Source organism: Streptomyces sp. NPDC091287 (assembly GCF_044768525.1).
Lineage (GTDB): Bacteria > Actinomycetota > Actinomycetes > Streptomycetales > Streptomycetaceae > Streptomyces.
The window spans coordinates 44015-68361 of sequence record NZ_JBIVUV010000006.1 but is presented as its reverse complement, the minus strand read 5'-3'; the positions used below and the strand labels follow the sequence as shown (position 1 = coordinate 68361).

Here is a 24347-nt window from a genome sequence, read left to right as displayed (position 1 = left end):
CTGTCCGGGGTGGTCCGTCGCCCCTGGCCGCCGGACCTGTACGTCAGGACCGGCGGCCGGACACGAATCGTTACTTCACCGCGCCGGCGCGGGGGCACGTACCGCGTCGGCTCGGGGCCGGCTACTTCACCAGGTCGGCGCGGAGGTCGTCGAGGACCAGGCCGGCCGAGGTGACGCCGAGGCCCAGGTACCAGGTCTCGTCGGAGACGTCCTTGGCCCGGCCCTCCTCGACGGCCTTCAGGTTCTTCCACAGCGGGTTGGACCGGGCGGTGTCGCGCTGGGTGGCCTTCGGGTCGCCGTAGACGCCGGTGAAGATCCAGTCGGCGTCCGCCTCGTCGATCCGCTCCGGGCTGATCTCGGCGGCGAGGTCGTCGATCTGCTGGTTCTTCGGACGCGGCAGACCGACGTCTTCGAGGATCGTGCCGATGAACGAGGCCTTGGCGTAGAGGCGGAGACGGTCGGGCATGTAGCGGACCATCGAGACGGTCGGCTTGTCGGGGCCGATGTCCTCGCCGAGCTTCTCGGCCTTCTCCTCGTACGCGGCGAGCGCCGACTCGGCCTGCTTCGTGCGGTCCAGGGCCTGGGCGTTGAGGAGGTAGTTCTCCTTCCAGGTGAAGCCCGGGCGGATGGAGAACACGGTGGGGGCGATCTTGGACAGCTCGTCGTACTTGTCCGCGGCGCGGAGCTGGCTGCCGAGGATCAGGTCGGGCTGGAGGCCCGCGATGGCTTCGAGGTTGAGGCTGTTGATCGTGCCGACGCTCTTCGGCTCGCCCGCGCCCTTCTCCAGGTAGGAGGGGATGGCCGCGTCGCCCTCGCTGGGGGCGTAGCCGACCGGCTTCAGGCCCAGGGACACCACGTTGTCGAACTCGCCGACGTCCAGCACGACCACGCGCTCGGGCGCGGCCTTGATCTCGGTCTTCCCCATCGCGTGGGTGACCGTACGGGGGAACTCGCCGGCCTCGGCGTCGGTGCCGTACGCCGCGGTCTTCTTCGCCGCGTCCGCGAAGTCCTTGCCGCCGGTGGCGACGGCGGCCTTCTTCCCGCCGCCCGCGTCGGACTTCGCCGCGTCCCCGCCGTCACCGCCCCCGCAGGCCGACAGGGAGAGGGCGGCCGCCACGGCCAGGGCGACTGCGGCGGTACCGCGGGGTCGAAGGGACATCGCTTGCTCCAGATGGTCCGCGTACGTGCGTGGGCACGGGTTCTTGGTTAGGGCCGCCTCACCATAGACGCGGCCATCGTCACCAGCACACTCACCCCCGCCCCCTCAGGAGAATCCGGTCATCACCACCCTTATGTGTGAAGTCAGGTGGCTCGTGTTGTTCGGCTGGAAGTGCGAAAACTAGCTTTCGTAGCCGGAGGTGACGAGTCCATGACTGCCTGTGCCATCGAGGGTGGATCCGCCGGGGCCGCCGCGACGGCGGAACCCGAAGCGGAATCCGGAACGGAACCCGACCCGAAGGAGTCCGGAGCGGAATCCGGCCGGAAGAAGTACGGGGCAAAACCGGAACCGGAGGGGCCCGGCGACCCCGTGAGGTCCGCCGGGGCGGACGCTCCCGGCCTGCCCGGAGCCCTCGCGGACGAGGGCGGTTCGCAGGCGTCGTCCGCCGTGGGCGGCCCGGCGACGCCGGCCGGTGACGCACCGTTGCCCGGCGGCTTCACGCTCACCGCGGACGGGGCCTATGCCGCCCGGCTCACCGCGGCTCCCGGCCCGCCGGGCGAGCGCGCCTGGTATCCGGAGCGGTGGACGCTGGACGGGCCGGAACCGTACGCGGTGCCCCTCCCCCTCGATCAGCCCGAGGAGCCGGACGCCGAGGTGGCGCCGCTCGCCGACGGGCGGGTGCTGATCCGGCGGCGGGTGGCGGACCGCCAGCAGTTCTCCCTGCTCTACCCGACGGGGCCCGGGACCGGCGAACTCCTGCTGGGCGCGGTCGAGTCCGCGGGGATGACCCTGTTGCCGCCGTCGCCGGACGGGCGGAGCGTCTACGCCCTGTCGGCCGGCGACCACCACTCGTCGCTCTGGCTGGTGGCGGGCGGAGCGTTCGGGCCCGAGGAGGTCGCGCGGATCCCCGGGCGCTGTTCGGGCGGGGCCTGGCTGGACCGGGCGGGCCGGCTGCTGGCGCTGGACCGGCGGGCGCCGGGCGGCGGACCGGTCAAGGCGGTCGCCGTCGACCTGGGGCGGGGGGCCGAGGTGACGCCGTTGCTCCAGATCGCGCCGGGCAGCGACGACCGGCTGCTGCTCGCGGACGCCGACAGTGGGCTGCTGCTGATCCGGTCGGACGCCGCGGGCCACGACCGGCTCGGCTGGGGGGTGCTGGGGAGCTGTCTGCCGGTCAGGTTCCCGGAGTGCCTGCGCCTCGCGGACGCGGCGGTGACGCCGTTCGCGGTGCAGCCGGGCCAGATGCTGATGCCGGAGAGCTGCGCGGTGGCGCTGCGGATCGACGGGGCCGCGGGCAGTTGGCTGGGGGTCTGGCGTCCGGCGGGACGCCGGCTGCACCAGTTCGCCGCCCCGCTGGGCTGGGCGCCGGGGGCCGGGTACTGGAGCCGGGACGGGGTGCTGCGTCTCCCGTACACGAACGGGGCGACGTCCTGCGGCGTGGCGATGCTGGACGCGCCGCAGGACGTGGAACCCTCTTCCGAGACCGGCCGTCCGGGTGACGCGGAGGGCGGAACGCAACCGTCCGCCGCCGTCTCCGCTCCTGCTGTGTGTAAGCCCGTTCCGTTGGGGCAGGCGCCTCTGCACAGAGTCGCTCGATCTGATTAAAATCGGTTTCCTGGGCTACGCGGCCGTATCGGGCGGGTACCGACGGTGACCACGTCGGATGGCGGCGGGGCTTGCGGCACACGTAGGCGTGACACAAGTAAGCGATCACAACGGGGTGACTTCCCACATGTCCGAAGCACGGATCGACACGACCCAGCAGCGCCCGACGGGGGCGGACGAGGGCGCCGGGACCGGAGGTTCCGGAAAGCACCGCGGGGGTGCGTCGGCGGAGAACACGTCGGTGCAGCCGCACGGTCGCCACCGCCGGCCCGCCGATGAGGAGTCCAGGGCGGCCTGAGGGCCGCTCGGCAGGTGCGTTTTCCAGCACGATGGAGGGCCCGGACCGGCTGACAGCCGGCCGGGCCCTGCCACGTACGGCCCTCCCCCGCTACCGCCGCTTCAGACCGAGGACTTCGGCGGCGGCGAAGGTCTCGTTCGGGGGCCGGTCCGCGTAGTACGGGGTGAGCAGCCCGTCCAGCTCCGCGAAGGTGAAGGTCTCCTTCACCGCGTCGAACTGCGCGGCCACCCGGGGCCGTTCGACGACGGCGACCATCCCCCCGTGCACGACGAGCAGTTGGCCGTTGACCCCGGCCGCCGCCGGTGAGGCGAGATAGCCGACGAGCGGGGACACATGCTCGGGCGCCAGTGGGTCGAGGGTGCCGTCCGCCGGTTCCTGGAAGCCCGCGAACACGTCCTCGGTCATCCGGGTGCGGGCGCGCGGGCAGATGGCGTTGGCGGTGACGCCGTACTTGGCGAGGGCGAGCGCGGTGGAGGTGGTGAGACCGACGATGCCGCCCTTGGCCGCCGCGTAGTTGGGCTGTCCCGCCGAGCCCGCGAGGAACGCCTCCGAGGAGGTGTTGACGATTCGCCCGTAGACCGGCCCGCCGGTCTCCTTGGAGCGGGCGCGCCAGTGGGCGGCGGCGAAGTGCGTGGTGTTGAAGTGGCCCTTGAGGTGGACGCGGACGACCGAGTCCCATTCCTCCTCGGTCATCGAGAAGACCATCCGGTCGCGCAGGATGCCCGCGTTGTTGACCAGGATGTCGAGCCGGCCGTAGGTGGTGGTCGCCAACGCGACGAGCGCGCGGGCCTGTTCGTGGTCGGAGACGTCGCCGAGGTGGGCGACGGCCTGCCCGCCGACGGCGCGGATCTCGGCGGCGACCTCCTCGGCGGGGGCGGCGGACGCCTCCCCGGAGCCGTCGCGGCCGGGCTGCCCGTAGTCGTTGACGACGACGGCCGCGCCGAGGCGGGCCAGTTCGAGGGCTTCGGCCCGGCCGAGGCCGCGGCCCGCGCCGGTGACGATCGCGGACAGTCCGTCCAGCGGAAGGGGAAGTGACATGGGGTTCCTCAACGTCGTTGGCCGGGAGCCGGGTTCAGAGCTCGATGCAGGTACGCAGCGACTCGCCCGTGCGCATCTGGTCCAGGGCGTCGTTGACCCCGTCCAGCCGGACCCGGTGGGTGATCATCGACTCCAGATCGATGCGGCCCGCCCGCCAGAGGGCGATGGCCCGTTCGTAGGAGCGCAGGACGTCGCCGCCGCCGTACATGGAGGGCAGGATGCGCTTCTCGTCGAAGAACAGCTCGAACATGTTGACCTGGAAGTTGTCGTCCATGGCCCCGGCCCCGACGATGCACAGGGTGCCGCCGCGGCGGGTGTTCTCGTAGGCGGTGCGGGCGGTGGCGGACTTGCCGACGACCTCGAAGACGTAGTCGAAGCCCTCGCCGCCGGTGATCCGCTGCTTGGCGTCGGCCAGCCCGTCGGGGGCGACGGCCTCCGTCGCGCCGAAGCGGAGGGCGGCCTCGCGGCGGGAGGCGACCGGGTCGACGGCGATGATCTGCGCCGCACCCTGGACCCGCGCGCCCTGGATCGTGGAGATGCCGACGCCGCCGCAGCCGATCACCGCGACCGACGAACCGGCCTCCACCTTCGCCGTGTTGATGGCCGCGCCGAGTCCGGTGGTGACCCCGCAGCCGATCAGGGCGGCGATCTCGAACGGTACGTCGTCGGGGATCGGCACCGCGCAACCCGCGCCGACGACGACCTCCTCGGTGAAGGTGCCGGTGCCCGCGAAGCCGAAGACGTCGCCGCCGTGGCGCTTGAAGTTCGGGGTGCCCGCGTTCATGAAGCCGGCGAGGCACAGCTGGGTCTGGCCGCGTTTGCAGGACGGGCAGTCCCCGCAGGCGGGCAGCCAGCAGACGAGGACCCGGTCCCCGGCGCTCAGCCCGGTGACCCCGTCGCCGACGTCGACGACCTCGCCCGCGCCCTCGTGGCCGGGGATGAAGGGGGCGGGCTGCGGGAGGACGCCGCTCATGGCGGAGACGTCCGAGTGGCAGAGGCCGGTGGCACGGATGCGGAGCTTGACCTTTCCCGGGCCGAAGCCCACCGCCTCGACGTCGTCGAGGACTTCGAGCTTCTCCTGGCCTGTCTCGTGCAGTACGGCTGCGCGCATGGGTACGGCTCCCCTCACATCGTCATCTACATCAGGGTTCTGCTGTGCTCAGGAGTGTTCGACGACCGTGTCGGCGAGGACCGGCGCGTCGTCCCGCTCGGCGGCGGCGACCGTCACCTGGACGCGGCCGTCCCCGGTCCACATCCGGATACGGAGGGTCTCGCCGGGGAAGACCACGCCGGCGAAACGGGTGCGGTAGGCGGTGATCCGGGAGACGTCACCGTCCAGCAGGGTGTCGGCGACGGCCTTCAGCGTCATGCCGTACGTGCACAGCCCGTGCAGGATCGGCCGGTCGAAGCCGGCCAGCTTCGCGAAGGCGGGGTCGGCGTGGAGCGGGTTCCAGTCCCCCGAGAGGCGGTAGAGCAGCGCCTGGTCCTCGCGGACGGCCCGCTCCACCGTGCGGTCGGGGGCCCGCTCCGGCGGGTCGAGGCGGTCGGAGGGGCCGCGTTCGCCGCCGAAGCCGCCCTCCCCCCGTACGAAGATCTGGGCGTCGTTGGTCCACAGCGGCCCGTCGCCGTCGCTCGCCTCGGTACGCAGCACGATGACGGCGGCCTTGCCCTTGTCGTACACCGCCGCGACCTTCGAGGTCTGTACGGCGCTGCCGGTCACCGGGATCGGGCGGTGGACGCGCAACGACTGTCCGCCGTGCAGGACCGCGGCGAGGTCCACGTCGATCCCCGGCGCCCCCATACCGCCGAAGGCGGCCGTGCCCGCGCCCGCGACGGTGGCGAAGCTCGGCAGCACCTGGAGCCGGGACTCCAGGGTGTAGCGCAGTTCGTCGGGGTCGGTGGCGGGGCTGCCCGCGCCGAGACCCAGGTGGTAGAGCTGGACGTCCTTGTGGTCCCAGCCGATCTCGGCTCGGCGGGGTTCGGCGGCGACTGCCGCCCGGGCATCAATGGGCATGACGGAGCAGCTCCTTGATGGTCCTAGGTGGTCCCTGGTCGGCGGGAAGACCTCGGTGCGGCCGTCCGCACCGCCGGCCGCACCGAGGTCGTGCGGTGACCGGCAGGACACGCCCTTCTAGAACGCGTTCTAGCCGATGGCCCATGTATAACGCAGGCCACGGAAGTTGGGAAGACCGCTGACGTCTCGTCAGCTCCATGCGGTGGCGTCCGGGTCACCCCGCGGACGGGGCCTCGACGGGAAGATCCGCCGGCGGCCGGGTCCTGCGATGGTTCGGCAGCCAGATCAGCATCACGACCACCCCGGCCAGCAGGACCCCGGTCGCCGTGCGGAAGGCCAGCGCGTATCCGGCGGTGACCTCGGCCGCGTCGCCGGAACCCGCGGTGCGCGCGGCGGCGACCGTGGAGAGCACCGAGAGGCCCAGCGCACCGCCCATGGTGCGGGAGGTGTTGACCAGGCCGGAGACGAGTCCGGCGTCCCCCGGGTCCGCGCCGGACGTGGCGAGGGTGGCGAGCGGGGTGGAGGCGAGACCGGCCCCGGCCATCATCAGGACGCCGGGCAGACAGATCGCGGTGAGGTAGGAGCCCTCCACGCCCATCGTGGACTGCCAGCCGAAGCCCGCGGCCGTGATGAGGACCCCGGCGACTGCGAGGCTCTTCGCCCCGGCGCGCACCATGAGGCGGGGGGCCAGCTTGGAGCCGATGATGACGGCGGCCGAGGTCGGCATCAGCGCGAGACCGGCCTGCAACGGCGTGTAGCCCAGGACGTTCTGGGCGTACACGGTCATGAAGTACCACATGGAGAAGGTCGCCGACCCCATGAGCATCATCGACACGTTGGCCGAGGACACGGCCCGTACGGAGAACACGCGCAGCGGGATCAGCGGGACGGCGGTCCGCGCCTCGACCAGCACGAAGGCGGCCAGCAGCACGACTCCGGAGAGCAGCGGCACGAGGGTGGCGGCGGCCGCCCACCCCTCGGCCTCGGTCTGGACGATGCCGTACGCGACGGCGGCGAGGCCCGCGGTGACGAGGACCGCGCCCAGGAAGTCGATGCGACGGCGGTCGCCCGCGCGGCCCTCGGTGATCCGCAGGGCTGCGGCGACCAGGACGATCGCGCCGATGGGCACGTTGATCAGGAGGACCCAGCGCCAGGAGAGGGTGTCGGTGAGGACCCCGCCGATGAGCCCGCCCGCCGCGCCGCCGCCGGCGCCGACCGCCATCCACGTACCGATCGCCTTCGTCCGGGCCGGCCCTTCGGGCACCGCCGCGGTGAGGATGGTGAGGGTGGCGGGGGCCAGGACGGCGGCCCCGAGGCCCTGTGCGGCACGGGCGGCGAGGAGCTGCCAGCCCTCCTGGGCGAGGCCGCCCGCGAGCGAGGCGGCGGTGAAGACACCGAGCCCCACGAGGAACATCAGCTTGCGCCCGTAGATGTCGGCGGCCCGCCCGCCCAGGAGCATGAACCCGGCGAACGCGATCGAGTAGGCGTTGACGACCCACTGGAGGCCCCCCGGGCTAAGCCCCAGGTCGGCCCGCATGGAGGGCAGGGCCACGTTGACGACGGAGACGTCGAGGACGACGAGGAACTGGCCGGTGCAGGCGGCGAGCACGACGGCCCAGGTGCTGGGACGTATTCGGGAGGTGGTCGACGGGGCGGAGGCGGGCGCGGAGACGTCAGGCATGAACGTCATGGTCGCAGGCGGCGAGCGGCCCGTACATCGGGTATCGGGATGCGCGTCCGGGTCGCCGGTCACCGGCGTGGCACATGCCCCGTATCACCTCTTACGCCACCATAGTGGGGCCCCATGAGTACGGAGAACGCCCAGGTGCCCCCCGGCCTGCCCTCCTCCGGCCCCGAGGATTCCGGTTCGGGTCCCCCCGCGGACACCTCGCCGGACCGGGTGGTGGTGACCATCGGAGCGGTCGGCGTCATCGGGATCGTCCTGTGGGCGGCCTTCGGGAAGGACACCTTCGAGAGCGCGTCGGACGCGGCCCTGCCGTGGGTGCTGGGCAACTTCGCGTGGCTGTTCGTCATCGCCGCCGACGTCTTCCTCGTCCTGTGCCTCGTGATCGCCTTCAGCCGCTACGGCCGTATCCGGCTCAGCCGTGACGATTCCCCGCCGGAGTTCTCGAACTTCTCCTGGATCGCGATGATGTTCAGCGCCGGCATGGGCATCGGCCTGATCTTCTACGGCGTCGGGGAGCCCGTCTCGCACTATCTGAGCCCGCCGCCCTCCAGCGGGGCCGAGCCGCAGTCGCACGCCGCCGCGAGTGCCGCCATGGAGTACTCCTTCTTCCACTGGACGCTGACGCCGTGGGCGATCTACGGGATCGTCGGCCTGGCACTGGGCTACGCGAGCTTCCGCAAGGGGCGGGGCAACCGGCTGAGCGCCGTGTTCGTCCCCCTCATCGGCGACCGCCGGGCGAACGGCGTCTTCGGCAAGGTGCTGGATCTGCTCGCCGTCTTCGCCACGGTCTTCGGCACCGCGACGAGCCTGGGGCTCGGCGCGCTGCAGATCGCCATCGGGCTCGACCTGACGGCGGGCCTCGACCAGAGCACCGGCGTCGAACTGGTGGTCATCGCGGTGCTCAGCGCGGCTTTCGTGGTCTCCGCCTTCACCGGTCTGCACGGCGGGGTGAAATGGCTCAGCTCGATCAATCTCGTCGTCGCCACGGCCCTCATGGTCTTCGTCTTCGCCGTGGGTCCGACCGTCTACCTCCTGGACGTGCTGCCCTCGTCGGTCGGCGGCTACCTGGACCAGCTCATCCCCATGGCCTCCCGCACCGGCGCCTTCGGTGACGAGAGCTGGCTGGGCACCTGGACGATCTTCTACTGGGCCTGGTGGCTGTCCTGGGCCCCCTTCGTCGGGACCTTCATCGCCCGCATCTCCAAGGGCCGCACGATCCGCGAGTTCCTCCTCGCCGTGCTGCTGGTGCCGAGCGGGGCAACCGCCCTGTGGTTCGTGGTGCTCGGCGGGACCGGCATCCGGCTCGCCGAGACCGGCGTCGTCGACATGGCCGCGAAGGCCAACGAGGGGACGGAGGCGACCCTGTTCGCCATGCTCGACGCCCTGCCGGTCAGTACGGTGACGGCCTGGGCCGCGATGATCCTCATCATGATGTACTTCGTCACGAGCGCGGACTCAGCCTCGCTGGTCATGGGGTCGCTGACCAGCCGGGGCGCCCTGCACCCGCGGCGCTGGCTCGTCGTCACCTGGGGCCTCCTCATGGCGGCGGTGACAGCGGCCCTGTTGGTCGCCGGCGGCCTGGAGTCCCTCCAGAGCGCGACGATCCTGGTGGCCCTGCCCTTCGTCGTGGTGATGCTCTTCCTCTGCTGGTCCCTGCTGCGGGAGCTGCGCACCGATCCCGGCGCCGGTCCGGGACGCAGCGAGGGCCTGCACGGGATGCGCGACGCGGTACGCGTCATGGTCGGCGAGGAGCTGGACAACCAACCGGGGGCCCGCCACCGCCATCTGCGGCGCGCGGCCGCGGCCCGTACGACCACCACCGAGGACGACCGGGACGCGGAGAGCTGACGGCCCGCGTGACGCACCTCCGAAGGCTCAGCCGCGCCGCAGCAGCGTGACCACCGCCGCTCCGCCGAGGCCGATGTTGTGGGCGAGGGCGGTCCGTGCGCCGGGGACCTGGCGGGCGCCGGCCTCGCCGCGCAGTTGCCAGGTCAGCTCGGCGGCCTGGGCGATGCCGGTGGCGCCCAGCGGGTGGCCCTTGGAGATCAGCCCGCCGGACGGGTTCACCACCCACCGCCCGCCGTAGGTCGTCGCCCCGGACTCGACGAGCTTGCCGGACTCCCCCTCGCCGCACAGGCCCAGCGCCTCGTAGGTGAGGAGTTCGTTGACGGAGAAGCAGTCGTGCAGCTCGATGACGTCGAGATCGTCCGGGCCCAGGCCGGTGGCCGTGTAGACCTGCTGGGCGGCGGCCCGGGACATCGGGGCCCCGACCGCGTCGATGCTGCTGCCGGAGGCGAAGGAGGCCTCGGTGTCGGTGGTCATGGCCTGGGCGGCGATCTCCACCGCCCGCTCCCCCAGGTCGTGCCGCTCGACGAACCGCTCGGAGACGACGACGGCCGCCGCCGCCCCGTCGGAGGTGGGCGAGCACTGGAGTTTGGTGAGGGGCCGGTGGACGGTGCGGGCGGCGAGGACCTCCTCGACCGTGTACGGGTCCTGGAACTGGGCGTACGGGTTGTTCACCGAATGCCGGTGGTTCTTGGCGCCGACCGCCGCGAGCTGTGCGGGCGTCGTCCCGTACCGCTCCATGTGCTCGCGGGCCGCGTTGCCGAAGATCTGGGCGGTGGGCGGGGACATCTCGAAGCCATGGGCGGCGGCCATGATCCCGTAGTGCCGGGCGACGGGCGAGGTCGCGAAGTCGCCGCCGCCGTCCGCGCCGCTGCCCAGCGAGCCGCGGGCCATCTTCTCGAAGCCGACGGCGAGGACGCAGTCGCTGCCGCCGCCCTCGACGAACTGCCGGGCCAGCATCAGGGCGGTGGAGCCGGTGGCGCAGTTGTTGTTGACGTTGTAGACGGGGACACCGGTCAGCCCCAGTTCGTAGACGGCCCGTTGTCCGGCGGTGGAGGCCTGGAAGCAGTAGCCGACGGGGACCTGCTCGACCTGGTCGTAGCGGACGCCCGCGTCGTCGAGGGCCGCGGTGCCCGCCTCGCGGACCATGTCCCAGTACTGCCAGTCGCGGGTCTCGGGCTTCTCGAACCTCGTCATGCCGACGCCGACGATGTAGGCCTTCATGGTGCGACTCCTCTTCTCTGGTGCGGTCAGTCCCGGGGGAGGCCGAGGATCCGTTCGGCGACGACGTTGAGCTGGATCTGGGTGGTGCCGCCCGCGATGGTCAGACAGCGGGACATCAGGAAGCCGTGGAGGGCCCGCTCCCCCGCCGCCGGTTCGTCCACCGCGCCGTCCGGGCCGAGGAGTTCGAGGGTGAGTTCGGCGACCTTCTGCTGGTGGAGGGTCTGGACGAGTTTGCGGACCGAGGCCCCGGCGCCCGGTTCGCGGCCGGAGACCTGCTGGAGCGTGGTGCGCAGTCCGACGCAGGCGAGCGCGTGGGCCTCGGCGGCGAGCGCGCCGATCCGGGTGCGGGTCGCCCCGTCCAGCCCGGCCGAGCGGGCGATCAGGGCTTCGAGCCCGCTGTCGAAGGTCATCTGGTCGGCCATGTGGACGCGTTCGTTGCCCAGGGTGTCGCGGGCGACCCGCCAGCCGCCGCCGACCTCCCCGACGACGGCGTCGGCGGGCAGCAGGACGTCGTCGAAGTACACCTCGTTGAAGAGGGCCTCGCCGGTGATCTCCTTGAGCGGGCGGATGTCGATGCCTTCGGCGTTCTTCATGTCGACCAGGAAGTAGGTGAGCCCGCGGTGCTTGGGGGCGTCCGGGTCGGTGCGGGCCAGCAGGATGCCGTGGTCGGCGGTGCGGGCGGCGCTCGTCCAGACCTTCTGCCCGGTGATCCGCCACCCCTCGTCGGTCCGTACCGCGCGGGTGCGCAGCGCGGCGAGGTCGGAGCCGGCTTCGGGTTCCGAGAAGAGCTGGCACCACTGGAGGTCGCCGCGCAGGGTGGCCGGCAGATAGCGCTTCCGCTGTTCCTCGGTTCCGTACGCGATGAGGGACGGCACCACCCAGGTGGCGATGGACAGGTCGCTGAGGCGGATGCCCTGTTCCCTCGACTCCTGCTGGATCGCCAGTTGCTGTACGGGTCCGGCGCCCAGTCCGTACGGGTCGGGGAGGTGCGGGGCCGCGTAGCCGGTGGCGGCGAGGGCGCGGCGGGCCCCGGCCGGTGTCAGGCCCCGGGCGGCGGCGAGGTGGGGGCGGGCCTCGGCGCGGTGGCCGGCGGCCTCGGCGGGGAGTTCCAGGGCCAGTTCGCGGCGGGCGCCGGCCTCGGTCAGGCGGGCGGCGCGCAGCCGGTGCGTGTCGGCGGCGCCGAGGAGCTGGCGGGCGAGGACGGCCCGGCGCAGCTGGAGGTGGGCGTCGTGCTCCCAGGTGAAGCCGATGCCGCCGAGGATCTGGATGGCGTCCTTGGCGCAGGTGTACGCGGCCTCGGGTGCGGTGGCGGCGGCGAGTGCGGCGGTGAGCCCGCGCGCCCCGGGCCCCGCGCCGTCGGTCCGGGTGGGTTCGCCGCCGCCGGAAGCCGCCGCCCCGGCCTGGTCGGGGGCTGACCGGGCGGATTCGTCGGCGGCGCGGGCGGATTCGTCGGCGGCGCGGGCCGCGTCCCAGGTGAGGGCGCGGGCCTGTTCGAGGCGGACGAGCATGTCGGCGCAGAGGTGTTTGACGGCCTGGAACGCCCCGATGGGCCGCCCGAACTGCTCGCGCACGGTGGCGTGTTCGACGGCGGTGTCCAGGCTCCGGGCGGCACTCCCGCAGGCGTCGGCGGCGATAAGGACGGCGGCCAGGTCGCGGACGAGCGTGGAGTCCAGGGGCAGCGCCCGGTGCGCCGGTACGGGGACGGCGTCGACGCGCACCTCGGCGGTGGGCCGGGTCGGGTCGACGCTGCGGTGCGGGCGCACGGCGAGGCCCGCGGCCCCGGCGTCGACGAGGAACCAGCGCTCGCCGTCGGGCGTGGCGGCGGGCAGCAGGAGCAGGTCGGCCGCCTCGGCGGTCAGGACGGGCGGGGCGGTGCCGTCGAGCCGGTGACCGCCCTCGGCCGGGGTGGCGGTGAGGGTGCCGGGCGCGAGGGCGAGGGCGGCGGTGCGGTCCCCCGCGGCGAGCTCCCGGAGCGGTCCGCCCAGCTCCTCGGCCCCGGCGGTCACCGCGTGGCGCAGCACGGCGGAGGTGAGCGCGGTCGCGAGGTAGGGGCCGGGCAGCGAGGCGTACGCGGCCTCCTCCAGGACGACGGCGAGGTCGAGGAGACCCCCGCCGCCACCTCCGTACGCCTCGGGCAGATGGATGCCGGTGAGCCCCTGCGCGGCGAGCCCCTCCCAGTGGGCCGGGCGAACGCCGGGGGCGGCCGGGCTCCCCGCGTCGAGGATCCTGCGCACCTCGCCGGGTGGTGCGGCGCGGGCCAGCCATCCCCGTACGGAGTGTGCCAGCGCGCGGTGCTCCTCGGTGATCCCGATGCCGGTGCCGATGCCTGTGCCGATGCCCATGCGAGTCCTCGCCGGTCGGGGCCGTTGGAACGGCGCAAGAGTAGAACACGTTTCAATCTGACGGAAGGTCAGGAGACCGGTGGATCCGGAGACCGGTGGATCCGGACCGGAATAGGGCGCCGCCGGGAAGTGTTCACCATGCACGCACTTGGGGGAGCCCGGGTGATCGACGCCGCCCGGAGGCCCCACGTATGCGACGGACGAAACAGATACGGCACACCGGGGAGCTCTCCGAGCCGCGACAGGCGCGCTCCGGCCCCATCGTGCCCGTCCTCGCCTTCGCGGGCATCACCGTCGCGGTCATGCAGACCCTGCTCGTCCCGGTCATCAAGGACCTGCCGGCCCTGCTGGACACCGACCCAGCCAACGCCACCTGGGTGATGACCGCCACCCTGCTCGCGGGCGCCGTCTCGACCCCGATCATGGGGCGGCTCGGCGACCTCTACGGCAAGCGGCGGATGCTGCTCGCCTCGCTCGCCGTCATGGTGGTCGGCTCGCTGATCTGCGCCTCCACCGACGACCTGGTCGTGATGATCACCGGCCGCGCGCCCCAGGGCTTCGCCATGGGCGCCATCCCGCTCGGCATCGGCATCATGCGCGACGAGCTGCCGCGCGAGAAGCTCGGCTCGGCGATGGCCCTGATGAGCTCCTCGATCGGGGTGGGCGGCGGGCTCGCGCTGCCCGCCGCCGCGCTGGTCGCCCAGCACGCCGACTGGCACGCGCTGTTCCTCGGCTCGGCCGGGCTCGGCCTGCTCGCGATGGCGCTCACGTACGCACTCGTCCCCGAGCCGCCGCTGCGCGCGCCCGGCACCTTCGACGTGATCGGCGCCCTCGGGCTCTCGCTCGGCCTGGTCCTTCTCCTCCTGCCGGTCACCAAGGGCAGCGACTGGGGCTGGACCTCCGCCCCGACCCTCGGGCTGCTCGCCGCGTCGGTCGCCACGCTGGTGCTGTGGGGCCTGTTCGAACTGCGCACCCCGGCACCGCTCGTCGATCTGCGCACCACCGCCCGCCGCGAGGTACTGCTCACCAACCTCGCCTCGATCATGGTCGGGGTCGCCTTCTACGCGGTCTCCCTGGTCCTGCCGCAACTGCTCCAGCTGCCCACGTCCACCGGCTACGGCCTCGGCCAGTCCATGGTGGTCGCCGGGCTCTGCGTGGCCCCGCTCGGCGTGACGATGATGTTCGTCGCCCCGCTGTACGCCCGGATCTCGGCCCGCAGAGGCCCCAAGACCACGCTGATGCTCGGCATGCTGGTCATCGCGATCGGTTACGGGGCCGGGCTCGGGCTGCTCAGCGCCGCCTGGCAGACCGTGCTGATCGCGGTGGTGCTCGGCGCCGGGATCGGCCTCGCGTACTCCTCGCTGCCCGCCCTGATCATCGGGGCCGTCGCCCCGTCGGAGACCGGCGCGGCCAACGGCCTCAACACCCTGATGCGGTCCATCGGCACCTCGGTGTCGAGCGCCGTCATCGGCATGGTGCTGGCCAACACCTCCGTGACGATGGGCTCGGTCCAGGTGCCGTCCATGGAGGGCTTCCGGATCTCGTTCCTGATCGCCACGGGGGCGGTGCTGATCGGCCTGGTGCTGGCGGCGTTCCTGCCCTCGCAGCGGCCCTCCGCGCACCCGGTGCTCCTGGCGAGCAGCGCGGACGACGCGCGAGCCGCCCGGGCCGGGGCCGGGCTCGGTCAGCGCACCGGAGCGTCGAACCGCGGCACGGTCGTGAGCAGCCGGGACACGTCGGACCCCGGCAGGAGCTCCTGAGGCTCGGCCGCGCGGGAGAACAGCCGGGCGGGGCGGGCGCCCTGGACGTGGGCCCGCTCCCCGTCGACACGGAGCCAGGAGCCCTCGCGCAGCCCGAGCACGGGTACGTCGTTCTCCTCCAGGAACTCGGTGAGCCGCTCCTCGCGGGTCTCGCCCTTGTGGGTGCTGGCCGGGTCCGGGTCCAGATAGTGCGGGTTGATCTGGAACGGGACCAGGCCCAGCGCCTCGAAGGACGGCGGCTGCACGATGGGCATGTCGTTGGACGTGCGCAGGGTCGGGGCGGCCATGTTGGTCCCGGCGCTCGCGCCCATGTAGGGCAGCCCGCCCCGCACCGCGTCGCGCACGGCTTCGCGCAGACCGGTGCGGTAGAGAGCGGCGAGCAGCCGGAAGGAGTTGCCGCCGCCGATGAACACGGCGTCGGACGCGGCGAGTTCGGCGACCGGGTCGGGGTTCTCGTGGACGCCTCGCACGGTGATGCCGGACGGCTCCAGCGCCTCGCGGACCCGGGTGGTGTACGCGGCGTGATCGGCGAGCGCGTACGGGACGAAGGCGAGTCGCGCGTTCGTGGGGAGGAACGCGGTGACGGTGTCCAGGGCGTGTTCCAAATAACCGCAGCCGAACTGGGTGGAGTTGGAGAGCAGAAGCAGATTCACGGGGTTCCTCGGGTACGTCGGGCACATCGGGTCGGCCAGGTGGATCGGGTCGGTCAGGCGGATCGGGTCGGGTCGGTCAGGTGGTACGGGTCGGTCAGGTGGTACGGGTCGGTCAGGCGGTACGGGGCCGGCGGCCGCGGGGCTTCGGCCGCTGCGGTGGGTGGGTGAGGCGCTGCTCCAGCAGCTGGGCCGCCTGGCGCAGCGCGTCGAGCCGGTCCTCGAGCGCCCCCCGGAACCGGTCCTCCCCGCCACCGAGACTGAGACTTCCGTACGGCTCGCGCCCCAGGAACACCGGTACGGCGACGGTGGCGATCCCGGTGTCGTACTCGCCGACCGTCCAGGCGTAGCCCTGGGCCCGGATCTTGATGAACTCCCGTTCCAGCAGGTCCGGTTCGGTGACGGTGCGGTCCGTGAAGCGTGCCATGGGGCGACCCCGGAAGAGCCGGTGGCGCTGCTCGTCGGGCAGATAGGCGTAGTAGGACTTACTGGTCGCCCCCGCGTGCGCCGGGTAGAGCTCGCCGACCAGCGGGTAGTAGCGCAGCGGTCCGGTCTCGCCCTCCTCGGCGGCCACGCAGCGCATGTGGAAGCTGTCCGGAAGGCAGAACAGGACCGTGTCGCCGGTGGTCCGGCGCAGCTCTTCCAGGACCGGACCGGCCAGCAGCTCCAGCGAGCCCGAGCGCTCCCAGAGCCGGCCGAGCCGCAGTACGGCGGGGCCGATGCGGTAGCGGCGGGTGGCCGGGTCGGAGACCAGGAAGCCCCGGCCGGCCAGGGTGGCGAGCAGCCGCTGGGCGACGGAGGTGTCCCAGCCGAACTCCTCGGCGACCTCGGTGACGCCCCAGTCGGGTCTGGTGCGCTCGAAGGCGAGCAGCACCAGGAGTGCCCGGTCGACGGTTTGCAGCGCCCCGGCGGGCGTACGTCGGTCCAGATCGAACTCGGCCATCGTCATCTCACCATTCAGACCGGAATTGCTAATAGCGGGAAACAGTTGCGCTCAACGCTATCCGATCCCGAATGTTGCCTCAGCACCCAGCCCCGCGCTCTCCCCGTCGAGCGCCGGGCGGGTGTCAGGATCAGGAGAAATGCCCCCATGTTGAAGTACGTACTGGACATCGTCGAGCTTCTGGACGATCCCCAGGTCAATGGCAAGACGGTCGTCGGGTACCTCGACGCCGCAGCGGGGGCCGAGGGCTCGTCCGCGCAGGTCACCACCGTCACGGGTGACCAGGGCTCGACGGACTTCGTGCTCGTCCGCATCCCCGGCTCCCGTGGCCGGACGGCGGGCGGCAGCGCCCGCACCCTCGGTGTGGTGGGCCGGCTCGGCGGTATCGGCGCCCGGCCCGAGGTGACCGGTCTGGTCTCCGACGCCGACGGCGCGGCCGCCGCCATCGCCACGGCGGCCAAACTGCTCGACATGCGCCGTCGCGGCGATGTGCTGCCCGGTGACGTCATTGTGGCCACGCACATCTGCCCGAACGCGCCGACCGAGCCGCACGACCCGGTGCCGTTCATGGGCTCGCCCGTGGACATCGCCACGATGAACCGGCACGAGGTGACCGCCGACATGGAGGCCGTGCTCTCCATCGACACCACCAAGGGCAACCGGATCATCAACCACAAGGGCCTGGCCCTGTCGCCCACCGTCAAGGAGGGCTGGGTGCTCCGGGTCAGCGAGCAGCTCGGCGAGCTGCTGGCCGTGGTGACCGGTGAGCCGTTGGTCACATACCCGGTGACCACCCAGGACATCACGCCGTACGGTAACGGTGCACACCACATCAATTCGATCCTCCAGCCCGCCACCGCGACCGCCGCTCCGGTCGTCGGTCTCGCGGTCACCTCGGCCGCCGCGGTACCGGGCTGCCAGACGGGCGCGAGTCACGAGAGCGACATCGCGTCCGCCGCCCGCTACGCCGTGGAGGTCGCCAAGGGCTTCGGCGCCGGGCAGCTGGACTTCCACGACGCGGTGGAGTTCGACAACCTCGTCAACCGCTACGGGTCGCTGGCTCACCTCCAGACCCTCGGCCGCACCACCCAGGAGTCCTGATGGCATCCGCCCACCGGGCCGGCGCCACGGCCCCCGAAGCCAAGAGCATCGGCAGCGACGACTACTCGCTCTCGCGGGTCCCGCGCGACAAGCGCTTCGGCTTCTGGTCCATGCTCCTTCAGTGGCTGGCCCAGTCCGGCTCGATCTCCCAGTTCACGCTGGGCGCCACCATCGGCGTCGGCATGACCTTCGGGGACGCCTTCCTCGCCTTCACGCTCGGCGCGGTGATCCTGGAGATCGTGATCTTCGCGATCGGTCTGGCCGGTATGCGCGAGGGTCTGGCGACCCCGATGCTCACCCGCTGGACGGGCTTCGGCCGCAACGGTTCGGCGCTGGTCAGTTTCGTCATCGCGGTCAGCCTGGTCGGCTGGTTCGGCGTCCAGAACACGATCTTCGGCAACAGTGTCTCGGCGCTGGTCGGCGGACCGTCCTGGATGTGGTGCGTGATCGCGGGCATCGCCATCACGGGCCTGGTCATCTTCGGCTTCAAGTACATGGCCCTCTTCGCCAAGATCGTCACCCCGCTGTTCTTCGGCATGGTCGCCTGGTCGATCATCACAACCCTCAACGACCACTCGATCAGTGAGCTCATCAGCTCGCCGCCGCCCGGCGAAACGATTCCTCTCGCCGTCGCCGCCACCGCCATCGCGGGCGGTTACATGACCGGCGCGATCGTCTCCCCGGAGATGACCCGCTACAACAGGAAGGGCTCGCACGTCTTCGTGCAGAGCGCCTCCTCGATGATCCTCTCCGAGTACATCGTCGGCATGGTCGGTGTGCTGCTCGGCCACCTGGTGAAGTCGAGCGATGTGTCCCACATCGTGCTCTCCACCTCGGGCGCCTTCGGTGTGATGGTGGTCCTGATGTCCACCGCGAAGATCAACGACTGGAACCTGTACGGCTCCTCGCTCGGCGTCGTCAACTTCTTCCAGGTCGTCTTCCGCAAGCGGCTGCACCGCGGCGTGGTCACGGTCGTCCTCGGCATCGCCGGCACGCTCCTGTCCGCGGTCGGCATCATGACCCACTTCACGGAGTTCCTCTCCCTGCTGGGCGTGATGATCCCGCCGATCGGCGGCATCATCGTCGCCGAGTACTGGGTCGTGAAGCGGATGCGCAAGCCACTGGACGACACCCGTGAGGCGGAGACCCTGCCGCTGACCTCGCCCACCTGGGTGCCGATGTCCCTGGTCATCTGGGTCGTGGCGTTCTGCGTCGGCAAGTTCTACGACGGCGGCATACCGGCCCTCAACTCGCTGGCCACCGCCTTCCTGCTGTACTGCGCCCTCGGCCTGCTGGGCTGGGTCAAGCCGTACGGCACCTCCACCCTGGACGACGAGGACGGCAGCAGCCCGGCCCCCGCCGCCCGCGCGACCACTCCGGCAGGAGCAGCATGACCCTCACCCCCGCCTCCGAGCAGGCCCAGACCGAGGTCGTGGACCTCTGCGCCGAACTGATCCGGTTCGACACCTCCAACCCGACCAGCGACGAGCGCGCCGCCGCCGACTGGGTGGTGGACCGCCTCGCCGAGGTGGGCATCGCGTCCGAGCTGGTCGAGTCCGCCCCGGGCCGGGCCAGCGTCATCGCCCGGATCGCCGGGAGCGACCCCACCCGGGGAGCCCTGCTGGTCCACGGCCATCTGGACGTCGTCCCCGCCGACGCCTCGGAGTGGCAGGTCCCGCCGTTCTCGGGCGAGATCCGCGACGGCTACCTCTGGGGCCGGGGCGCGATCGACATGAAGGACACGGTGGCGGTCATGCTCGCCACCGCCCGGCACTTCGCCCGCACCGGCACGCGGCCGGCCCGCGACGTGGTGCTCGCCTTCCTCGCCGACGAGGAGGCGGGCGGCAAGTTCGGCGCCCACTGGCTGGTCGAACACCGGCCGGACCTCTTCTCCGGGGTCACCGAGGCGATCGGCGAGGGCGGCGGCTTCTCCTTCGCCATCGACGACACGCGTCGGCTGTACCCGATCGAGAACGCCCAGCGCGGCATGGCGTGGATGGAGCTCACCGCCAACGGCCGGGCCGGCCACGGCTCGTCGCCCAACGACGAGAACGCGGTCACCGACCTCGCCGAGTCCCTCACCCGGATCGGCCGCGAGACCTTCCCGATCCGGCTGATCGAACCGGTCCGCGCCCTGCTGGAGGAGGCCGCCCGCCTCTACGGCGTCGCGTTCGACGAGAACGACATCGAGGCCACCCTGGCCGGGCTGGGCCCGGTCGCGGACTTCATGCAGGTGGTGCTCCGCAACTCGGCGAACCCCACCATGTTCACCGCCGGCTACCAGACCAACGTCATCCCCGGGAAGGCCACCGCCCGCGTCGACGGCCGTTTCCTCCCCGGCCACGAGCAGGAACTGATCGACACGATCGACCGGCTCCTGCTCCCCTCCGTCAGCCGTGAGTGGGTCAACCACGACATCGCGATGGAGACGACGTTCGACGGCCCGCTGGTCGACGCGATGTGCGACGCCGTCCGCGCCGAGGACCCGGACGGCCACCCCGTCCCGTACTGCAACCCGGGTGGCACCGACGCCAAGGCCTTCACCCACCTGGGCATCCGCTGCTTCGGCTTCAAGGGGCTGAAGCTCCCGCACGACCTGGACTACGGCCGCCTCTTCCACGGCGTGGACGAACGCGTCCCGCTGGAGGGCCTGCGCTTCGGCGTCCGCGTCATGACCCGACTCTGGCAGAGCTGCTGACACGAGCGCACGGTTCCGCCGGGGGCCGCCCGACCCGGGCTCACCCCACGTACGCCCCCGCCGATCCCTTCGGCGGGGGCGTACGGCACGATGGGGCGCCGTTCCGCACTCACCCCGCCCCACCTGGAGGAACCCCGTGACCGTCGAGTCCGCAGCCGGGCCCAAGCCGGAGATCCTCGCCGCGTTCGAGGCCGCCAAGGGCTTCATGCCGGTCCACGAGGGTCTCGCCCTGTACGCCGCCGCCACCGAGGCCGGTGCGCTCGGGCTGCCGCTGCTGGAGGTCGGCACGTACTGCGGGCGGTCCGCCATCCTGCTCGCGGACGCGGCGCGGGGATCCGGGGTCAGCGCGCTCACCGTCGACCACCACCGGGGCAGCGAGGAGCAGCAGCCCGGCTGGGAGTACCACGACCCGAGCGTGGTGGACCCGGAGGTCGGGCTGATGGACACCCTGCCGACGTTCCGCCGCACCCTGCGCCGGGCCGGCCTGGAGGACCATGTGGTGGCGCTCGTCGGGCGCTCCCCGCAGGTCGCCGCCGTGTGGGCCGGGCCGCTCGGGCTCGTCTTCATCGACGGCGGGCACACCGACGAGCACGCGAACGCCGACTACGAGGGCTGGGCCCCGCATGTCGCCGAGGGCGGGCTGCTGGTGATCCACGACGTGTTCCCCGACCCGGCCGACGGCGGGCAGGCCCCCTACCGGATCTACCTCCGGGCGCTGGCCTCCGGGGCGTTCACCGAGGTGTCGGTGACGGACTCGCTGCGCGTGCTGCGCCGCACGGGCGCCGGGATCTGAGCCGTACGGGAGCGGGATCCGGGTCGCACGGGCCGCGGTCCGAGCCGTCCGGACAGCGGGGTGGGTAGCATCGCCGCGTGCCGAACGACGACAGCCCTCCCCCCACCCGCCGCGCCCGGCCGCTCTCCGTGGCCGCCGCGCTGGCCGCCGTATGCCTGACCGCCGCCGGATGCGGCGGCGGCCCGGAAGCCGACGGGGCCGGTGCGGCCTCGCCCCGGCCCGGCGGGGACGCCGCCTCCCCGACGGCTCCGGCACCGGCCGGGAAGCAGCCGGAGCCGTCCGGAACCGCTTCCCCCTCCGACCCCGCGAAGCCGCTGCCGAAGGGCCCGCTGACCGGCCGGACCGTGGTGATCGACCCGGGGCACAATCCGCGCAACCGGGACCACACCCGGGAGATCAACGAGAAGGTCGACATCGGCACCGGCCGCAAGGAGTGCGACACGACCGGTACGTCCACCGATGACGGCTACGCGGAGGCCCGGTTCACCCTCGACGTGTCCCACCGGCTGCGCACGCTGCTGGAGGCCGAGGGGGCCCGCGTCCGGCTGACCCACGACGGGGACCGGCCGTTCGGGCCGTGCATCGACGAGCGGGCCCGGATCGGGAACGAGGCGAAGGCCGACGCGGTGGTCTCGGTGCACGCCGACGGGTCGGCCGTCGGCAACCGGGGCTTCCACGTGATCCTGCCCGCCGAGGTGAAGGGCGGCGGGGCCGACACCTCGAAGATCGTGAGGAGTTCGGCCGATCTCGGCGCGAGGATCGCCGGACACTTCGTCCGTACGACCGGAAGCGAGCCTTCCAATTACATCGGCGGAAAAACCGGTCTGGACACGCGTAATGATCTCGGCGGACTGAATCTGTCGACCGTGCCCAAGGTGTTCGTGGAATGCGGCAATATGCGTGACCCGCAGGACGCGGCCCTGCTCACCAGCGCGAGTTGGCGGCAGAAGGCCGCCCAGGGCATGGCCGACGGCATTACCGGCTACCTGAAGGGGTAGTTCTGCGGTGATATTGGGGGGATAACCGCTCATGATCCGGGCACGGACGCAACCCGCCCGGGCAGACGATAGATTCATCCGTACGATAGGGAGCCGCTCCCGAGCTTCGAGCCGCACCGGCGGCAGCGACGACCGCCCCGACGAGACGACCGACTAAGGACCTTCACGTGAATATCCGATCCCTCACTCGAGGCGACGGCGTGGTGATCGGAGCAGCGGTCGTGCTGTTCATCGCCTCTTTCCTCGACTTCTCCAGCTACGACTGCCCGCAGGGCGTCGACTGTTCCCGGTTCGACAGCCCGAACGCCTGGGACTCGCTCGGACTCCTGATGAGCGTCTTCCTCGCCGGAGTCATCGGCGCGGCGCTGCTGATCGTCAGCCGTACGATGCCGGGCCGCAAGGTCGTCGGCCTCGACCTCGGCCAGTTCGGTGCGGCGCTCACCGTCTTCGCGCTGTGGACCGCCTTCTGGACGATCCTCGACGTCAACAGCGCCGGCGCGGGCCTGATCCTCGGCCTGCTGGCCACCATCGTGCTCGTCGCGGGTGCCGTCGCCGGTCCGATGATCCCCGCGCTCAAGGCCCCGCTCGTCAGCCCGGCCTCCCCCGCGCAGGGCGTAGGGGCCGGGCAGGCCCCGTACGGCGCGGGCCCCGGCCAGGGCTACGGCTTCCCGGCCGGCCAGCAGCAGCAGCAGCAGCAGCAGCCGTACGGTGCCCAGCCGAGCCAGGGTTACGGCTACCCCGGCGCTCCGCAGCAGGGCCAGCCCGCCCAGGCCGACCCGGCGCAGGCGCAGCAGGCCCAGGCTCAGGCCCAGCAGCCCTCGCAGGGCGGCGCCGCCCCGACGGGCGACTTCACCCCGTTCTGGTTCGCCGTTCCGGTGGCCCGCCCGCTGTACGGCGAGGACGGTTCGCCGAACCCGATCGCCGAGCTGGCGCCGGGCACCTGGTACCTCGCGGTGGAGCAGCGCGGCCAGAGCCTCATCGCCCAGACGCAGGACGGCCGTCGTGGTGTCCTCCAGGACACCACGGGCATCCAGCGCGGCTGATCCGTACGCCACAGCACACGTCACGGCCCCTCGCCCTTCCGGGCGGGGGGCCGTTGTCGTACAGTCCAACCCGGTCACCCCTACCTGACGCTTCGTCAGTTACGGCTGGAGGGAACGGAATGCGGCTCGGACTCGCGCTCGGATACTGGGGCCGCGGCCCGGACCCCGGCCAACTCGCCCTGGTCCAGGAGGCCGAGCGGCTCGGCTACGACTCGGTGTGGACGGCGGAGGCCTGGGGGTCGGACGCCTTCACGCCGCTGACCTGGATCGCCGCCCACACCTCCCGGATCCGGCTGGGCACCGGCATCGTCCAGATGGCGGCCCGCACCCCCACCGCGACGGCCATGCACGCGCTGACCCTGGACCATCTCTCCGGCGGCCGGATGCTGCTCGGCCTCGGCCTGTCCGGGCCGCAGGTGGTGGAGGGGTGGTACGGGCGGCCGTTCCCCAGGAGCCCGCTGACCGCGACCCGCGAGTACGTCGAGGTGATCCGGCAGGTGCTGGCACGGCAGGCTCCGGTGGAGCTGGCGGGCCGCTTCCACTCCCACCCGTACACCGGCCCGGACGCCACCGGGCTCGGCAAGCCGCTGAAGCCGATCACGCATCCGCTGCGGGCCTCGCTCCCCGTCCTGCTGGGCGCGGAGGGCCCGAAGAACATCGCGCAGACGGTGGAGATCGCGGACGGCTGGCTGCCGTTGTACTGGTCGCCGCTGCGCACGGACGTCTACGGGGCGTCGCTCGCCGGACTCCGGGACGACTTCATGATCGCGCCGATGGCCCGCGCGCACGTCTGCGACGACGTGGCCGAGGGGCTGTGGCCGGTGAAGGCGATGCTCGGCTTCTACATCGGCGGGATGGGGCACGCGGCCCGCAACTTCCACGCCGACCTGATGGCCCGCATGGGGTTCGAGGAGGAGGCCCGGCGGATCCAGGAGCTGTTCCTCCAGGGCCGCAAGGAGGAGGCGGTGCGGGCGGTGCCCGACGCGTTCGCCGACGAGATCTCCCTGATCGGGCCGCGCGCCCGCATCGCGGAGCGGCTGGAGCTGTGGCGCACCGGCCCGGTGACGGATCTGCTGGTCACCGCCCCGGACCCGCACACGCTGCGGGTCCTGGCGGAGCTGAACTCCTGAGGGAGAGCCCTCAAGGGCGTGT

The 24347-nt window shown here is 72.2% G+C and carries 19 protein-coding genes; 10 read left to right on the top strand and 9 right to left on the bottom strand.

What is annotated here, in order from left to right; translation table 11 throughout:
• Positions 1-121: 121 nt before the first annotated feature.
• Positions 122-1159, bottom strand: a complete 1038-nt coding sequence (locus ACIQRW_RS11420) for an ABC transporter substrate-binding protein (RefSeq protein WP_403757617.1) — start codon at positions 1157-1159, stop codon at positions 122-124.
• A 210-nt stretch (positions 1160-1369) separates the two neighbouring features.
• On the opposite strand from ACIQRW_RS11420, the gene ACIQRW_RS11415 reads away from it, so the two are divergent.
• A complete protein-coding gene (locus ACIQRW_RS11415) occupies positions 1370-2761 on the top strand; it encodes a hypothetical protein (RefSeq protein ID WP_403757614.1) in 1392 nt (463 codons plus the stop codon).
• Positions 2762-3149: 388 nt separating this feature from the next.
• Here the strand turns inward: ACIQRW_RS11415 and ACIQRW_RS11410 are convergent, their stop codons facing one another.
• The 4 genes from ACIQRW_RS11410 to ACIQRW_RS11395 form a co-directional block, all read right to left on the bottom strand.
• A complete protein-coding gene (locus tag ACIQRW_RS11410) occupies positions 3150-4097 on the bottom strand; it encodes a 3-oxoacyl-ACP reductase (protein ID WP_403757611.1) in 948 nt (315 codons plus the stop codon).
• Positions 4098-4131: 34 nt separating this feature from the next.
• Positions 4132-5208 (bottom strand): Zn-dependent alcohol dehydrogenase, encoded by a 1077-nt coding sequence (locus tag ACIQRW_RS11405; protein WP_403757608.1) that lies wholly within the window; start codon positions 5206-5208, stop codon positions 4132-4134.
• Positions 5209-5256: 48 nt separating this feature from the next.
• Positions 5257-6111: a MaoC/PaaZ C-terminal domain-containing protein gene (locus tag ACIQRW_RS11400; protein ID WP_403757606.1), complete on the bottom strand. Its 855-nt coding sequence runs from the start codon at positions 6109-6111 to the stop codon at positions 5257-5259.
• A 214-nt stretch (positions 6112-6325) separates the two neighbouring features.
• A complete protein-coding gene (locus ACIQRW_RS11395) occupies positions 6326-7801 on the bottom strand; it encodes an MFS transporter (protein ID WP_403757603.1) in 1476 nt (491 codons plus the stop codon).
• A gap of 114 nt (positions 7802-7915) precedes the next feature.
• On the opposite strand from ACIQRW_RS11395, the gene ACIQRW_RS11390 reads away from it, so the two are divergent.
• Entirely contained in the window at positions 7916-9646 is a 1731-nt protein-coding gene (locus ACIQRW_RS11390) for a BCCT family transporter (RefSeq protein WP_403757600.1), read from the top strand.
• Between the two features lie 27 nt (positions 9647-9673).
• Here ACIQRW_RS11390 and ACIQRW_RS11385 read toward each other — a convergent pair whose 3' ends face one another.
• Together ACIQRW_RS11385 and ACIQRW_RS11380 are read right to left on the bottom strand one after the other, a co-directional pair.
• Positions 9674-10867: a lipid-transfer protein gene (locus ACIQRW_RS11385; RefSeq protein WP_403757597.1), complete on the bottom strand. Its 1194-nt coding sequence runs from the start codon at positions 10865-10867 to the stop codon at positions 9674-9676.
• 26 nt (positions 10868-10893) lie between these two features.
• Entirely contained in the window at positions 10894-13209 is a 2316-nt protein-coding gene (locus tag ACIQRW_RS11380) for an acyl-CoA dehydrogenase (protein WP_403757595.1), read from the bottom strand.
• A gap of 191 nt (positions 13210-13400) precedes the next feature.
• Between ACIQRW_RS11380 and ACIQRW_RS11375 the strand changes: the two genes are divergently transcribed.
• The gene (locus ACIQRW_RS11375) at positions 13401-14969 is read left to right on the top strand and encodes an MFS transporter (RefSeq protein WP_403757593.1); all 1569 of its coding nucleotides are present in this window, start codon (positions 13401-13403) and stop codon (positions 14967-14969) included.
• On the opposite strand, the gene pepE is transcribed toward ACIQRW_RS11375, so the two are convergent.
• A complete protein-coding gene (pepE, locus tag ACIQRW_RS11370) occupies positions 14894-15622 on the bottom strand; it encodes a dipeptidase PepE (RefSeq protein WP_403757590.1) in 729 nt (242 codons plus the stop codon). The two genes, ACIQRW_RS11375 and pepE, sit on opposite strands and share 76 nt — an antisense overlap.
• 112 nt (positions 15623-15734) lie before the next feature.
• Positions 15735-16562 carry an IclR family transcriptional regulator gene (locus ACIQRW_RS11365; RefSeq protein WP_403757587.1) on the bottom strand — a complete coding sequence of 276 codons (828 nt, stop codon included), beginning with the start codon at positions 16560-16562 and terminating at the stop codon, positions 15735-15737.
• Positions 16563-16709: 147 nt separating this feature from the next.
• Between ACIQRW_RS11365 and ACIQRW_RS11360 the strand changes: the two genes are divergently transcribed.
• From ACIQRW_RS11360 to ACIQRW_RS11330, 7 genes are all read left to right on the top strand, one after another.
• On the top strand, positions 16710-17663 hold the full coding sequence (locus ACIQRW_RS11360; RefSeq protein WP_403757584.1) for a DUF1177 domain-containing protein: 954 nt from the start codon (positions 16710-16712) through the stop codon (positions 17661-17663).
• Positions 17663-19057 (top strand): cytosine permease, encoded by a 1395-nt coding sequence (locus tag ACIQRW_RS11355; protein ID WP_403757581.1) that lies wholly within the window; start codon positions 17663-17665, stop codon positions 19055-19057. The genes ACIQRW_RS11360 and ACIQRW_RS11355 overlap by 1 nt, the downstream gene beginning before the upstream one ends.
• Complete coding sequence (locus ACIQRW_RS11350; RefSeq protein ID WP_403757579.1) at positions 19054-20361, top strand: M20/M25/M40 family metallo-hydrolase; 1308 nt, start codon at positions 19054-19056, stop codon at positions 20359-20361. Before ACIQRW_RS11355 ends, ACIQRW_RS11350 begins: the two co-directional genes overlap by 4 nt.
• 136 nt (positions 20362-20497) lie before the next feature.
• Positions 20498-21154, top strand: a complete 657-nt coding sequence (locus ACIQRW_RS11345) for a class I SAM-dependent methyltransferase (RefSeq protein WP_403757576.1) — start codon at positions 20498-20500, stop codon at positions 21152-21154.
• A gap of 77 nt (positions 21155-21231) precedes the next feature.
• A complete protein-coding gene (locus ACIQRW_RS11340; protein WP_403757573.1) occupies positions 21232-22152 on the top strand; it encodes an N-acetylmuramoyl-L-alanine amidase in 921 nt (306 codons plus the stop codon).
• 167 nt (positions 22153-22319) lie between these two features.
• A complete protein-coding gene (locus ACIQRW_RS11335) occupies positions 22320-23195 on the top strand; it encodes a hypothetical protein (protein ID WP_403757570.1) in 876 nt (291 codons plus the stop codon).
• A gap of 119 nt (positions 23196-23314) precedes the next feature.
• The gene (locus ACIQRW_RS11330) at positions 23315-24325 is read left to right on the top strand and encodes an LLM class F420-dependent oxidoreductase (protein WP_403757568.1); all 1011 of its coding nucleotides are present in this window, start codon (positions 23315-23317) and stop codon (positions 24323-24325) included.
• Positions 24326-24347 lie beyond the last annotated feature (22 nt).

Excerpts from the sequence above, each read along its gene's own strand:
- ACIQRW_RS11395 (WP_403757603.1), bottom strand. The coding sequence starts at position 7,801 with ATGACGTTCATGCCTGACGTCTCCGCGCCCGCCTCCGCCCCGTCGACC.
- ACIQRW_RS11410 (WP_403757611.1), bottom strand. The coding sequence starts at position 4,097 with ATGTCACTTCCCCTTCCGCTGGACGGACTGTCCGCGATCGTCACCGGC.
- ACIQRW_RS11360 (WP_403757584.1), top strand. The coding sequence starts at position 16,710 with ATGTTGAAGTACGTACTGGACATCGTCGAGCTTCTGGACGATCCCCAG.
- ACIQRW_RS11330 (WP_403757568.1), top strand. The coding sequence starts at position 23,315 with ATGCGGCTCGGACTCGCGCTCGGATACTGGGGCCGCGGCCCGGACCCC.
- ACIQRW_RS11415 (WP_403757614.1), top strand. The coding sequence starts at position 1,370 with ATGACTGCCTGTGCCATCGAGGGTGGATCCGCCGGGGCCGCCGCGACG.
- ACIQRW_RS11375 (WP_403757593.1), top strand. The coding sequence starts at position 13,401 with ATGCGACGGACGAAACAGATACGGCACACCGGGGAGCTCTCCGAGCCG.
- ACIQRW_RS11420 (WP_403757617.1), bottom strand. The coding sequence starts at position 1,159 with ATGTCCCTTCGACCCCGCGGTACCGCCGCAGTCGCCCTGGCCGTGGCG.
- ACIQRW_RS11380 (WP_403757595.1), bottom strand. The coding sequence starts at position 13,209 with ATGGGCATCGGCACAGGCATCGGCACCGGCATCGGGATCACCGAGGAG.
- ACIQRW_RS11355 (WP_403757581.1), top strand. The coding sequence starts at position 17,663 with ATGGCATCCGCCCACCGGGCCGGCGCCACGGCCCCCGAAGCCAAGAGC.
- ACIQRW_RS11390 (WP_403757600.1), top strand. The coding sequence starts at position 7,916 with ATGAGTACGGAGAACGCCCAGGTGCCCCCCGGCCTGCCCTCCTCCGGC.
- ACIQRW_RS11400 (WP_403757606.1), bottom strand. The coding sequence starts at position 6,111 with ATGCCCATTGATGCCCGGGCGGCAGTCGCCGCCGAACCCCGCCGAGCC.
- ACIQRW_RS11385 (WP_403757597.1), bottom strand. The coding sequence starts at position 10,867 with ATGAAGGCCTACATCGTCGGCGTCGGCATGACGAGGTTCGAGAAGCCC.
- ACIQRW_RS11365 (WP_403757587.1), bottom strand. The coding sequence starts at position 16,562 with ATGGCCGAGTTCGATCTGGACCGACGTACGCCCGCCGGGGCGCTGCAA.
- ACIQRW_RS11350 (WP_403757579.1), top strand. The coding sequence starts at position 19,054 with ATGACCCTCACCCCCGCCTCCGAGCAGGCCCAGACCGAGGTCGTGGAC.
- ACIQRW_RS11405 (WP_403757608.1), bottom strand. The coding sequence starts at position 5,208 with ATGCGCGCAGCCGTACTGCACGAGACAGGCCAGGAGAAGCTCGAAGTC.